The sequence below is a fragment of the Nocardioides sp. Root1257 genome (assembly GCF_001425175.1).
In the GTDB taxonomy this organism is placed as follows: Bacteria; Actinomycetota; Actinomycetes; order Propionibacteriales; family Nocardioidaceae; genus Nocardioides.
The window spans coordinates 123,621-135,752 of sequence record NZ_LMDV01000008.1 but is presented as its reverse complement, the minus strand read 5'-3'; the positions used below and the strand labels follow the sequence as shown (position 1 = coordinate 135,752).

Below are 12,132 nucleotides of genomic sequence, written 5' to 3'. Positions count from 1 at the left end.
TGCCCTCTGCCGGAGAAACCGGTTGTGACCGCGGGCACCGGGATGGCTGACTTCGGTCATGGCAGCCCGCATCGAGTTCGTCGACGATCCCGCGCAGTTCCTGGCCGAGACCGAGGCACACCTGGCAGTGGAGCCGGTGATCACGACCGTCATCGCGACGGTCACGGCGCGGATGGCCGAGCGCCTCTCCGGCGACCTGCCGCACCGCTGGTGGGCGGTCGCGCGCGACGACGCGGGGCTCGTCGCCGGCGTTGCGATGCGGACCGCACCGTTCGCGCCCCACCCGGCGTACGTCCTCCCGATGCCGGCCGATGCGGCCGTCGAGCTGGCCCGCGCGGTGCACGCTCGCGGGGAGGTCCTCGGTGGCGTCAACGGCGCGTTGCCGGCGGCGCGCCTGGTCGCGGAGGAGACCGCCCGGCTCACCGGCGGAGCCGTCTCCGTCCACGAGCACGTCCGGCTCTTCGAGCTGGGCGAGCTGGTCATGCCCCCGGCCCCCGCCGGCCGGCTGCGGAAGGCCACCGAGGCCGACGCGGACCTGTGCCTCGAGTGGTTCCTCGACTTCGCCCGGGCGGCCGCCGAGCAGGCGGGCCGCGTCGAGCCGCACGGCATGGAGAGCTTCTCGATGGACGACATGCTCGTGCGCATCGAGGACGGCGTGATCTGGCTCTGGGAGGACGAGCACGGCGAGCGGGTGCACCTCACCGGCGCCAACCTCCCGGCCTACGGCGTCGCCCGCATCGGCCCCGTCTACACGCCGCGCGACCAGCGCGGCCGGGGATACGCCAGCCGCGCCGTCGCCGAGATCTCCGCCGAGCACCTCGCCCGGGGCGTGCGCTGCTGCCTCTTCACCGACCAGGCCAACCCGGTCTCCAACCACGTCTACGAGGCGATCGGCTACCGGCCCGTGGTCGACATGGTGAATCTGCTGGTCGACTGAGGAGTCTCTAGACTCGACCCACGATGAGCGAGACCCCTGACGCACCCCGCCTGGCCCAGAACTTCGACGAGGTCGAGGACGCCCTGCTGTCCCGATGGCCGGAGACCAAGCTCGAGCCGTCCCTGGACCGGATCGAGGCCTTCATGGAGGTGCTCGGCGACCCGCAGCGCAGCTACCCCGTCATCCACCTGACCGGGACGAACGGCAAGACCTCGACCTCGCGGATGATCGACACCCTGCTGCGCGCGCTCGACCTGCGCACCGGCCGGTTCACCAGCCCGCACGTCGAGCGGATGACCGAGCGGATCTCGATCGACGGGGAGCCGCTCTCGGACGACGACTTCGTGCGCGCGTTCAACGACGTCGCGCCCTACACCCACCTGGTCGACGCCGACCAGGACCACCCGCTCTCGTTCTTCGAGACCGTCGTCGGGATGGCGTACGCCGCGTTCGCCGACGCGCCGGTCGACGCCGCCGTGGTCGAGGTCGGGATGGGTGGCTCGTGGGACGCGACCAACGTCGTCGACGCCCAGGTCGCCGTCGTGCTGCCGATCGCGGTCGACCACGCCCGCTACCTCGGCGAGACGCCGGCCGTGATCGCCGTCGAGAAGGCCGGGATCATCAAGGCCGGCTCGACCGCCGTGCTCGCCGAGCAGGAGCCCGACGTCGCGGCCGTCCTGGCGGACCGGATCGCCGAGGTCGGCGCGACCGCGGTCCGCGAGGGCACCGACTTCGGTGTCGCCACCCGCACGCCCGCCGTCGGTGGGCAGATGCTGTCGCTCCAGGGTCTCCACGCGCGGTACGACGACGTGTTCCTGCCGCTGTACGGCGCCCACCAGGCGCAGAACGCCTCGGTCGCGCTCGCGGCCGTGGAGGCGTTCGTCGCCAGCGCCGAGCAGCCGCTGGACGCCGAGGTCGTGCGCGCGGCGTTCGCCGAGGTGACCTCACCCGGCCGGCTCGAGATCGTGCGGCGCAGCCCCACCGTCGTGCTCGACGCCGCGCACAACCCGCACGGCGCCGAGGCCCTCGGCGCGGCGCTGGAGGACTCGTTCACCTTCAACCCGCTGATCGGCGTGGTCGGGGTGATGGCAGACAAGGACCAGGAGCAGCTGCTGGTGGCGCTCGAGCCGCACCTGGCCCACGTCGTGTGCACGCAGAACTCCACCGACCGGGCGCTGCCCGCCGAGATGCTCGCCGAGAAGGCGCGTGAGGTCTTCGGTGAGGACCGGGTCTCGGTCACGCCGAACCTCGGTGACGCCATCGAGGCCGCCGCGACCCTGGCCGAGGCCGGCGCGGCCTTCGGCGAGGGCCTCGGGTCGGGCGCCGTCCTGGTGACCGGCTCGGTCGTCACGGTCGGCGAGGCGCGCAGCCTGCTGGTGCGCCCGCAGAAGGACCGCAGCCGATGAGCGACGTCGATCCCGAGCGGACGCGGTCGCCGCGCCGCGGCATGTGCGCGGCCGTCCTCAGCCTGGAGGCGATCACCCTCGGCCTGACGACCCCGGTGATGATCAGCGTCGCCGACGTCCCCGCGGGGACCGCGGTCGCCGTCGGCGTCGGGCTCGCGGTCGTCTGCCTGCTGCTCGCCGGCATGCTGCGCGCGGAGTGGGCCTACGTGCTCGGGTGGGTGGTCCAGGTGTTCGCGATCGCCCTGGGGTTCGTGATCCCGCTGATGTTCGTGCTCGGCGGCATCTTCGCGCTGCTGTGGGGCTCGGCCTACCTCCTCGGTCGCCGGATCGAGCGCGAGCGGGCCGAGGCGTTCGCGGCGTACGACGCCACCGACACCTCAGGCCAGGGCTGACGTCACCGCGGCCAGGGCCCGGTCGAGCTCGTCGTCGGTGACCCCGCCGAACCCGAGCACCAGCCCGGTCAGCCGCGCCGAGCGGCAGTAGTCCGAGAGCAGGTTGAGCTCGAAGCCGGCCTCGCGTGCCGCCGCCCGCGCCCGCAGCGCGTCGGGCTGGGGGAGCAGCCAGGTCGAGTACATCCCGGCGAGCGGCCCCGCCAGCTCGGCGTACGGCGTGAGCGCGGCCGCCACCCGTGGCGCACGCTCGGCGTAGACCCGGCGCGCGGTGCGGACGACCTTGTCGACGTACCCGTCGCGCAGCAGGGCCAGGAACGCGCGCTGGACCGGCCACGGTGCGCCCTCGTGGGTGACCAGGCGCCGCGCGTTGATCGCGTCGAGGTGGGCCGGCGGCGGCACCATCCAGCCGAGCCGCAACGAGGGCGCGACCGACTTGGCGGCGGTGCCGAGGTAGGCGACCCGCGACCGGTCCAGGCTGGCCAGTGCCGGCACCGGCGCGACGTCGTAGCGGAACTCCGAGTCGTAGTCGTCCTCGACGACGACGGTCCTGGCGGACCGGGCGGCGTCGAGCAGGGCGACCCGCTCGGCGGCGGGCAACACCCGGCCGAGGGGGTGCTGGTGGGCGGGGGTGACGTACGCCGCGGCGACCCCGCCCAGGTCCACCACCGGGTCCAGCGCGGGCAGGTCGCGGACCGGGCGGGCGACGCCCTTCACGGTCTCGACCGCCGCCCGGTAGCCGGGGTCCTCGAGGGCGACGGGACCGGGCGGCAGCACCGCGAGGAGGTGGCGGAGGCCGTCCGTCGTGCCGTTGGTGACCACGACCTCGTCCGGGTCGACGACGAGCCCGCGGGTCCGGCCGATCCGATCGACGAGGGCGGAGCGGAGCTCGGGCAGCCCACGCGGGTCGTCGTAGCCCCGCGGCGGCCGGGCCGACGACACCTCGCGCCACGCGCGACGCCACCCGGCGGCGTGCCGCGGGTCGATCCAGGGAGTGCCGGCGTCCAGGCGCACCAGGTCGTGCTCGGCAGTCGGTGCCGGCCGGCGGGTGGCCGCGGCCGGGGCGGCCCCGCCGGCCGCGACGAAGGTCCCCGACCCGCGACGGGCCTCGAGCCAGCCCTCGGCGAGCAGCTGCTCGTAGGCGTGCTCGGTCACCGAGCGGCTCACCCCGAGGTCGGCGGCGAGCGCCCGGCTGCTCGGCAGGCGGTCGCCCCGGGCGAGCGTGCCGGCGACGACCAGCTCCCTGATCGCGCCGGACAGCTGGACGCCCAGGGCGCCAGGAGCGTCGCGGTCGAGCGTCACCGGGAGGGTGGCCATGAGTGTCCTGTCGAACTGGTGCCGGATTGGCCCGTGCGCACAGGCCACTTCTCGGTCAGGCTAGTCCCGTGACCACGACCGCCGCCACCCCGCTCTCGCCCACCCCCCGCACCACCGTCGGGCGCGGCCGCAACCGGATGGTCGAGCACCGCACCGAGCTGCACCGGCTGCTGGCGGAAGCGCTGATCGCCCATCTCGGCGTGGTGGTCGGCGGGCACCCCGTGGTGCTTCCGGTCGCCTTCGCGGTGGACCTCGACGGTCCGGACCAGGACGGCACGCTCTACGTGCACGGCTCGGTCGCGGCCGGCTGGCTGCGCTCGGCCGCGGACGCCACCGTCTGCGTGACCGTCACCGAGCTCGACGGGCTGGTGGCCGCGCGGTCGGCCTTCCACCACTCGATGAACTACCGCTCCGCGGTCGTCATCGGTACGGCGCGCATCGTCGAGGACCCCGACGAGCGCCGCCACGCCCTCGGCCTCACGGTCGACCACATGATCCCCGGCCGGGACGCGACGCTGCGCGAGCCCACCCGCAAGGAGCTCGCCGCGACCGCGGTGCTCGCCGTCCCCCTCCACGAGGCGTCGATGAAGTCCCGTGGCGAGGGCCCGGTCGACGACCAGGAGGACATCGACGCGGGGGTGTGGGGCGGCGTCATCCCGCTGCGCCGCACGGCCGGCGACCCGATCCCGGCCGAGGACGCCTCGGGGCCGGTCCCGGCCGACGTCGTACGACGGGCGGCGTCTCTATAGGCTGCCTGCCATGACTGAGCGCACCCTCGTCCTGCTCAAGCCCGACGCCGTCCAGCGCGGCCAGGTCGGCGAGATCGTCCGCCGCATCGAGGCCAAGGGGTACGCCCTGGTGGCGCTCGACCTGCGGACCGCGACCCCCGAGCTGCTCGCCGAGCACTACGCCGAGCACGAGGGCAAGCCGTTCTACCAGCCGCTCGTCGACTTCATGCTGTCCGGGCCGGTCGTCGCGATCGTCCTGGAGGGCGAGCGCTGCATCGAGGGCTTCCGCTCGCTGGCCGGTGCGACCGACCCCACGGCGGCCGCTCCGGGCACGATCCGCGGGGACCTCGGGCGCGACTGGGGCCTGAAGGTCCAGCAGAACCTCGTGCACGGCTCCGACTCGCCCGAGTCCGCCGAGCGCGAGATCGGGATCTGGTTCCCGAACCTCTGACGGGCGCCACGGTGGTCGAGCCGACCCAGACGGCGGTCATCGTGCCGGTCGCCGCCGCCGAGCCGGCGGTGGCCGACCACCGGAGCCGCCTCGACCAGTCCGCCGCGTGGGGCGTGCCGGCGCACGTCACGGTGCTCTACCCGTTCGTCCCACCGGCCGACGTCGACCCGGACGTCGTACGCCGACTGCGCGAGGCGTGCGCGGCCGTGCCGGCGTTCGACTGCGCGTTCGCCGAGTGCGCGTGGTTCGGCGACGACGTGCTGTGGCTGGCGCCCGAGCCGGACCGACCGTTCCGCGCCCTCACGGAGCGGGTCTGCGACGCGTTCCCCGGTGTGCTGCCGTACGGCGGCCGGTTCGAGGACGTGGTCCCGCACCTGACCGTCGGTGAGGCTCGGCTGGGCAGCGCCGCCGAGCTCCGGCGGGTCGCGGCCGAGGTGGGTGTCGCGCTGCCCGTCGCCACGCGCATCGATCGAGCGCGACTCATCGCCGGCACCGACCACCCGGGGTCGTGGCGCACTGTCGCCGAGCTCCCGCTCGGGCCCCCGATCCCCACACTCGCTGGGAACTGACGGTTTCGGCGGGGCGACTCCGGGCAGCCTCCTCGCATGGAGCTCGGGACCGGTCACGTCGTCGCGCCACTGGCGGCGGCGGTGGAGAGGGTCCGTGCCTACGCGACCGGCTCCTGGGCGATCGCGACGGGCCACGTCCAGCTGGTCGAGCCCCAGGTCGTCGTCGGGCAGCGTGGGGACACCGTGGTGGTGCGGGCCCGGCTCGACGCCGCGAGCGTGTCCGCGCAGGCCCTGGACCGCCTGGCCGCCAGCCTCGTCGCCGACGGCTGGGGACTGGACCGCTCGGACGGCGCGGTCGCCCGTCTCGACGCCAGCCGCACGGGCGTCGTGCTCGAGGCGACGCACGACGCCGGAGCCGGTGCCCTGGTCCTGCGGGTCCGGTCGACGCCGATCCCGGTCGCCGACGGCACCGACCCGCGCTGACCAGCTGCGCTGCAGCGGGGCATTGCTGCAGGTGACGCCGCGTGTCCTCCCAAGCGCGGAGGCTGTGACTTCGTAGCCTGTTGTCACTTCTTCCCCACCTGCAACAAGGCGACACGATGGCTAACAGTTTCATCGGCCGCGACATGGCCGTCGACCTCGGCACCGCGAACACGTTGGTCTACGTGCGCGGCAAGGGCGTGCTGCTCGACGAGCCGAGCGTGGTGGCGATCAACGACAGCACCGGCGAGATCCTCGCCGTCGGCCACGAGGCCAAGCGGATGATCGGGCGCACGCCCGACAACATCGCCGCGATCCGCCCGCTCAAGGACGGCGTGATCGCCGACTTCGAGGCCACCGAGCAGATGCTGCGCTACTTCATCCAGCAGGTGCACCGGCGTCGCTACTTCGCCAAGCCGCGGATGGTGATCTGCGTGCCGAGCGGCGTCACGGCCGTCGAGCAGCGCGCGGTCAAGGAGGCCGGCTACCAGGCCGGCGCCCGCACGGTCTACATCATCGAGGAGCCGATGGCCGCCGCGATCGGCGCTGGGCTCCCCGTCCACCAGCCGACCGGCAACATGGTCGTCGACGTCGGTGGGGGCACGACGGAGGTCGCGGTCATCTCGCTGGGCGGCATCGTCACCAGCCTCTCGATCCGCACCGCCGGCGACGACCTCGACCAGGCGATCGTCGCGTGGATGAAGAAGGAGCACGCGCTGATGCTCGGCGAGCGCACCGCCGAGGAGGTCAAGATGACCCTCGGCTCCGCGTTCCCGATGCTCGACGAGCCGGAGGCGGAGATCCGCGGCCGCGACCTGGTCTCCGGGCTGCCCCGCACCGTCGTGGTGTCCAGCGCCGAGGTCCGACAGGCGCTCGAGGAGCCGCTGCACGCGATCGTCGACGCGGTCCGCAGCACGCTCGACCAGACCCCGCCCGAGCTGGCCGGCGACATCATGGACCGCGGCATCGTGCTGACCGGCGGCGGCGCCCTGCTGCGCGGCCTCGACGAGCGGCTGCGGCACGAGACCGGCATGCCCGTCCACGTCGCCGAGGAGCCGCTCACCTCGGTCGCGATGGGTGCCGGCAAGTGCGTGCAGGAGTTCGAGGCGCTCCAGCAGGTCCTGGTCTCCGACCGCAGGCGGGTCGGATGAGGCTCGACGGGTTCGAGCGCCGCAGGGAGCGCCGCTGGCGCGGCTCCGACGACCAGCAGCGTCCCTCGCGGGGACTGCTGGTCGCTCTCGTGCTGGCCTGCCTCACGGTGATGAGCCTCGACTCGCTCGGCTCCTCGCCGATCGACCCGGCCCGGCGCGCGGTCGGTGAGGTCTTCGGCCCCGTCGAGGTGGGCACGGCGACCGCGATCCGCCCGTTCACCGCCGTCCCCGACTGGTTCCGCACCCGCGACTCGATGCAGCAGGACCTCCTCGACCTCCAGGCCGAGAACTCCGACCTGCGCTCCCAGGTCGCCACGCAGGACTACGACCGCAACCGGCTCGAGGAGTACGACGGCCTCACGGCCGCCGCCCAGAGCCTCGGGTACTCCCTGGTGCCGGCCCGCGTGGTCGGCCTCGGACCCTCCCAGTCCTTCTCGCGCACCGTGACCATCGACGCCGGCTCCGAGGCCGGCGTGCACCCCGACCTGACCGTGGTCAACAACGACGGCCTGGTCGGCCGGGTCCTGCGGGTCACCCGCACGACCGCGACCGTGCTCCTCATCGTCGACGCCGACTCGGTGGTGGGCGGCCGGGTCGGGCGGAGCATGGAGGTCGGCTTCCTGCACGGCCGTGGCGTCCTCGGTGGCGACGGCCGCCTCGACCTCGAGCTCGTCGACGACACCGCGGTGCCCGCCAAGAACGACACCGTCGTCACCTGGGGGAGCGAGGCCGGCGGCCCGTACGTCGCCGGCGTACCGGTCGGCCGCGTCACCACCGTCTACAGCAGCCTGCGCGAGACGGCACAGCGCGCGGTCATCGACCCGTTCGTCGACTTCGGCGCCCTCGACCTGGTCGGCGTCGTCGTCCCGACCGGCACCACCAGCGACCGTGCCGTCATCGGCGCCGACGGGGACCTGCAGTGAGGAGCCCACGATGACTGCCCTGCGCGCACTGGTCGCGGCGGCCGCCGTCGGCGTCGCGCTGATCCTCCAGGTGTCGTTCTTCCCGCACCTGTCCTGGGACGGGATCGTCCCCAACGTCTGCCTGCTCGTCGTCGTCGGCGCCGCTCTGGTCCGCGGCCCGGAGTTCGCCGCCGTCCTCGGCTTCATCGCCGGCCTCGCCCTCGACCTCGCGCCGCCCGCCGACCACCTCGCCGGGCGCTGGGCGCTGGCCCTGGTCGTCGTCGGGTACGTCGCCGGCCGGGTGCGCCGCGACGCGCGGTCCAGCGGGACCCTGACCGCCGGCACCGTCGTCGCGACGGTCGCCGCGTCGTCGTTCGTCGGCACGTCGGTCTTCGCGCTGTCCGGTCTGGTGCTCGGTGATCCGATCGCGATCCCGGAGCTGCTCGAGGTGGTCCTGGTCGGCGTGCTGTGGGACGTCGTGCTGACACCGCTGGTGCTGCCGCCCGTGATGGCGATGTTCCGGCAGCTCGAGCCGGACCGGTCCCTCACCTGATGTCTCCCCAGAACCAGAACGCGACCCAGCGCACCGGCCGGCTGCGGCTGCTCGTCATCCAGGCGCTGGTGTTCTCGCTCTTCGCGACGCTCTTCGTGCGGCTCTACTACCTCCAGGTCGTCGGCGGCGACGAGTACCACGCGCAGGCGACCTCGCAGTCGGTCCGCGAGGTCGTCGTCCAGCCGCAGCGCGGACTGATCGTCGACGACATGGGCCGCCCGCTGGTCGCGAACCGGACCTCGTGGGTGGTCTCGATCGACCGCACCGTGCTCGGCAAGCTCGACGAGCACCAGCAGAAGGTGCTGCTGGAGCGGGTCGCCGGCGTCGTGGACGTGCCGGCCCACCGGATCCGCAAGCAGCTCGTGACCTGCGGCGACGAGGGCTCCGAGCCCGGCGTGTGCTGGAACGGCTCGCCCTACCAGCCGGTGCCGGTCGCCGAGGACGTGAAGAAGTCGGTGGCCCTGCGGGTGCTCGAGCAGCCCGAGGACTTCCCGGGCGTGGTCGCCGAGCAGCAGAGCGTGCGCGCCTACCCCCAGCCGTACGGCATCAACCTCGCCCACGTGCTCGGCTACCTGAGCCCGATCACCGAGGACGAGCTCGACCAGGCCGAGCAGGACGACGACACGTCCGTCAACGGCGCCTCGTCGGTCGGTCGCGCCGGGATCGAGAAGGAGTACGACCGCTGGCTGCGCGGCATGCCGGGCTACAAGAGTGTCGCGGTCGACTCGATGGGCCGCGTGCTGGGCGACGACGGCGAGGTGGCGGGGGAGCCGGGCAACACCCTGGTCACCAGCATCGACGCCAAGGTCCAGGGCATCGTCGAGCGGCAGCTGGCGGACACGATCGCGACCGCGCGAACGCAGTACGACCCGGTGACGCACAAGAACTACGTGGCCGACTCGGGCGCGGCGGTCGTGATGGAGGCGAAGACCGGCCGCATCGTGGCGATGGCCAGCCAGCCGACGTACGACCCGTCGGAGTGGGTCGGCGGCATCTCCAAGAAGCAGCTGGCCCGGCTCTACTCGGCGCAGGCGGACAACCCGCTGCTGAGCCGAGCCACCCAGGGCCAGTTCGCGCCCGGCTCCACCTGGAAGCCGTTCATGTCGACCGGAGCGCTGTCCGACGACCTGGGTCCCGACACCCGCCTCGGCTGCACCAGCGGTCTGCAGATCGGCAACCGCTGGTTCAAGAACTACGAGTCCGAGTCCTACGGCAACATCGGCTTCGCGGAGGCGCTCAACGTCTCCTGCGACACCTTCTTCTACCGGGTGGGCCTGCACTTCTGGCAGAAGTACGGCTCGGACCCGGCCGACTCGAAGGCCAAGGACCCGCTGGCCGCCGCGGCCCACACCTTCGGGTTCGGGGAGAAGACCGGCATCGACATCCCCGGCGAGGCGAGCGGCCGGGTCGGCGACCGGGTCTGGCGCGCGTCGTACTACGCGTCGATGAAGGACTACTACTGCTCGATGGACCGCAAGGGCACCGCGAAGACGGCGTTCCTCAAGCTCTTCGCGCACGAGTTCTGCCTCGAGGGCAACTACTTCCGCCAGGGCGACTCGGCCAACTTCACCATCGGCCAGGGCGACACCATCGTCACCCCGATCCAGCTCGCGCGGGCGTACGCCGCGCTCTCCAACGGCGGCACCCTCTACGCCCCGCGCGTCGGCAAGGCGATCGTCGGTCCCGACGGTGCCCTGGTCAAGAAGATCCCGCCCAAGGTGGTCGGGCACGCGAAGGTCACCCGCCAGGCGATCGACTACGTCGACAACGCGCTGCTGGGCACCGTGCGCTCCGACGGCGCCTGGAACGGGACGCTGGCCTGGAAGTTCGGCGACTTCCCGCTCGACCGGGTCCACCTGCGGGGCAAGACGGGCTCCGCCGAGGTCGAGGGCAAGCAGTCGACCTCGTGGGTCGCGACGTACGACAAGGACTACGTGGTGATCATGATGGTCACCCAGGCCGGCACGGGCTCGGGCACCTCCGGTCCGGCGGTGCGCAAGATCTGGGAGGCGCTCTACGGGATCGACGGCATGACCGTGAACCCGAAGAAGGCCGCGATCGCCGGCACGACGCCGCCGTCGGCGCTCCCGACGTTCATGCGGGACGGCTCGATCCTCCCGCCGAAGAAGGGGGACTGACGTGCGGCTGCCCCGCCTCGACTGGCTGCTGATGGTCGCCGTCCTCGCGTTGCTGACCCTCGGGACGCTGCTGGTGTGGTCGGCGACCAGCCACCGCGCAGACCTCACGGGCGGCGACACCACGGCGTACCTGCGCAAGCAGCTCGTCAACGTCGTGATCGGCCTGGTCCTGATGGGCACCGTGCTGCTGACCGACCACCGGTGGGTCCGCATCGTCGCGCCCCTGGTCTACCTCGGCTCCGTGGCCGGCCTGGTGCTGGTGCTCGCGATGGGCACCACCATCAACGGCTCGCGGTCCTGGCTCCAGCTGGGCGGGATGTCGATCCAGCCGTCGGAGTTCGCCAAGCTCGCCGTCGTCATCGGGATGGCCCTGTGGGTCGCCGAGCGCGCCGACGTCCGTCGTGGCCGGGTCGTCGGGTCGCGCGGGTCGGTCGGCGACGTCGTCGGGATGCTCGTGATCGCCGGCGTGCCCACGGCCCTGATCCTGCTCCAGCCCGACCTCGGCACCATGCTGGTGCTCTCGGCGACCGTGCTCGGCGTGCTCGCCGCGTCGGGTGCGCCGCGGCGCTGGCTGGGGCTGCTGGCGGCCGGGGGCGTGACCGCGGCGGTGGCCGCGGTGGCCGCCGGCTTCCTGAAGCAGTACCAGGTCGACCGGTTCCTGGCGTTCACCAACCCGGACCTGGACCCGCGGGGCGCCGGCTACAACGTGGAGCAGGCGCGGATCGCGATCGGCAACGGCGGGATCTTCGGGCAGGGGCTCTTCGACGGTTCGCAGACCCGGGCCGGCTTCGTGCCCGAGCAGCACACCGACTTCGTCTTCACCGTCGCCGGCGAGGAGCTCGGGCTCGTCGGCGCCGGCGTCCTGATCGCGCTGCTCGCCGTCGTCATCTGGCGCGCGCTCGCCATCGCCGCCCGCACCGACGACGTCTTCGGCCGGCTCGCCGCGGCCGGCATCGCCTGTTGGTTCGGCTTCCAGGCCTTCCAGAACGTCGGCATGTGCCTCGGCATCATGCCGGTGACCGGCGTACCCCTGCCGTTCGTGTCGTACGGCGGCAGCTCGATGTTCGCCGGCCTGCTGGCCATCGGCCTGCTGCAGAACATCCACCTGCGCGCCCAGGCCGCGCCGGCGGCCCGCCTCGGTACGCCGTCGCGCGTCCTGGTGCCTCGCTGA

Annotated in this window: 13 protein-coding genes; 12 read left to right on the top strand and 1 reads right to left on the bottom strand. The window is 73.0% G+C overall.

The genetic code is table 11. The annotated features are described in order from the left end of the window. The first annotated feature begins 58 nt into the window (after positions 1-58). The 3 genes from ASC77_RS08775 to ASC77_RS08765 are packed head-to-tail and all read left to right on the top strand — an operon-like array spanning position 59 to position 2,735. On the top strand, positions 59-937 hold the full coding sequence (locus ASC77_RS08775) for a GNAT family N-acetyltransferase (protein WP_056151141.1): 879 nt from the start codon (positions 59-61) through the stop codon (positions 935-937). 23 nt (positions 938-960) lie between these two features. Continuing rightward, complete coding sequence (gene folC, locus ASC77_RS08770; RefSeq protein WP_056151140.1) at positions 961-2,343, top strand: bifunctional tetrahydrofolate synthase/dihydrofolate synthase; 1,383 nt, start codon at positions 961-963, stop codon at positions 2,341-2,343. Further along, positions 2,340-2,735: a DUF4233 domain-containing protein gene (locus tag ASC77_RS08765; RefSeq protein WP_056151138.1), complete on the top strand. Its 396-nt coding sequence runs from the start codon at positions 2,340-2,342 to the stop codon at positions 2,733-2,735. The genes folC and ASC77_RS08765 overlap by 4 nt, the downstream gene beginning before the upstream one ends. Here the strand turns inward: ASC77_RS08765 and ASC77_RS08760 are convergent. Continuing rightward, positions 2,721-4,049 (bottom strand): PLP-dependent aminotransferase family protein, encoded by a 1,329-nt coding sequence (locus ASC77_RS08760; protein ID WP_056151137.1) that lies wholly within the window; start codon positions 4,047-4,049, stop codon positions 2,721-2,723. The genes ASC77_RS08765 and ASC77_RS08760 overlap by 15 nt on opposite strands. Positions 4,050-4,117: 68 nt before the next feature. Here ASC77_RS08760 and ASC77_RS08755 point away from each other — a divergent pair, with 68 nt between their 5' ends. The 9 genes from ASC77_RS08755 to rodA all read left to right on the top strand — a co-directional run bounded on the left by ASC77_RS08755 (position 4,118) and on the right by rodA (position 12,132). After that, positions 4,118-4,798: a pyridoxamine 5'-phosphate oxidase family protein gene (locus ASC77_RS08755; RefSeq protein ID WP_235547550.1), complete on the top strand. Its 681-nt coding sequence runs from the start codon at positions 4,118-4,120 to the stop codon at positions 4,796-4,798. Between the two features lie 10 nt (positions 4,799-4,808). Beyond that, a complete protein-coding gene (gene ndk, locus ASC77_RS08750) occupies positions 4,809-5,228 on the top strand; it encodes a nucleoside-diphosphate kinase (protein WP_056151135.1) in 420 nt (139 codons plus the stop codon). Positions 5,229-5,239: 11 nt separating this feature from the next. Further along, positions 5,240-5,797, top strand: coding sequence for a 2'-5' RNA ligase family protein (locus tag ASC77_RS08745; protein WP_056151132.1), 558 nt, complete (start codon positions 5,240-5,242; stop codon positions 5,795-5,797). 36 nt (positions 5,798-5,833) lie between these two features. Then, a complete protein-coding gene (locus ASC77_RS08740; protein ID WP_056151131.1) occupies positions 5,834-6,220 on the top strand; it encodes a hypothetical protein in 387 nt (128 codons plus the stop codon). A 116-nt stretch (positions 6,221-6,336) separates the two neighbouring features. Further along, the gene (locus ASC77_RS08735) at positions 6,337-7,368 is read left to right on the top strand and encodes a rod shape-determining protein (RefSeq protein ID WP_200944941.1); all 1,032 of its coding nucleotides are present in this window, start codon (positions 6,337-6,339) and stop codon (positions 7,366-7,368) included. Further along, entirely contained in the window at positions 7,365-8,291 is a 927-nt protein-coding gene (gene mreC / locus ASC77_RS08730; RefSeq protein ID WP_056151127.1) for a rod shape-determining protein MreC, read from the top strand. The genes ASC77_RS08735 and mreC overlap by 4 nt, the downstream gene beginning before the upstream one ends. Positions 8,292-8,301: 10 nt before the next feature. Continuing rightward, a complete protein-coding gene (mreD, locus tag ASC77_RS08725; protein ID WP_056151125.1) occupies positions 8,302-8,823 on the top strand; it encodes a rod shape-determining protein MreD in 522 nt (173 codons plus the stop codon). Further along, positions 8,823-10,961, top strand: coding sequence for a penicillin-binding protein 2 (mrdA, locus tag ASC77_RS08720; protein WP_056151123.1), 2,139 nt, complete (start codon positions 8,823-8,825; stop codon positions 10,959-10,961). Before mreD ends, mrdA begins: the two co-directional genes overlap by 1 nt. 1 nt (position 10,962) lies before the next feature. Then, positions 10,963-12,132: a rod shape-determining protein RodA gene (gene rodA / locus ASC77_RS08715; protein ID WP_056151121.1), complete on the top strand. Its 1,170-nt coding sequence runs from the start codon at positions 10,963-10,965 to the stop codon at positions 12,130-12,132.

Excerpts from the sequence above, each read along its gene's own strand:
- ASC77_RS08775 (WP_056151141.1), top strand. The coding sequence starts at position 59 with ATGGCAGCCCGCATCGAGTTCGTCGACGATCCCGCGCAGTTCCTGGCC.
- folC (WP_056151140.1), top strand. The coding sequence starts at position 961 with ATGAGCGAGACCCCTGACGCACCCCGCCTGGCCCAGAACTTCGACGAG.
- ASC77_RS08765 (WP_056151138.1), top strand. The coding sequence starts at position 2,340 with ATGAGCGACGTCGATCCCGAGCGGACGCGGTCGCCGCGCCGCGGCATG.
- ASC77_RS08760 (WP_056151137.1), bottom strand. The coding sequence starts at position 4,049 with ATGGCCACCCTCCCGGTGACGCTCGACCGCGACGCTCCTGGCGCCCTG.
- ndk (WP_056151135.1), top strand. The coding sequence starts at position 4,809 with ATGACTGAGCGCACCCTCGTCCTGCTCAAGCCCGACGCCGTCCAGCGC.
- ASC77_RS08740 (WP_056151131.1), top strand. The coding sequence starts at position 5,834 with ATGGAGCTCGGGACCGGTCACGTCGTCGCGCCACTGGCGGCGGCGGTG.
- ASC77_RS08735 (WP_200944941.1), top strand. The coding sequence starts at position 6,337 with ATGGCTAACAGTTTCATCGGCCGCGACATGGCCGTCGACCTCGGCACC.
- mreC (WP_056151127.1), top strand. The coding sequence starts at position 7,365 with ATGAGGCTCGACGGGTTCGAGCGCCGCAGGGAGCGCCGCTGGCGCGGC.
- mreD (WP_056151125.1), top strand. The coding sequence starts at position 8,302 with ATGACTGCCCTGCGCGCACTGGTCGCGGCGGCCGCCGTCGGCGTCGCG.
- mrdA (WP_056151123.1), top strand. The coding sequence starts at position 8,823 with ATGTCTCCCCAGAACCAGAACGCGACCCAGCGCACCGGCCGGCTGCGG.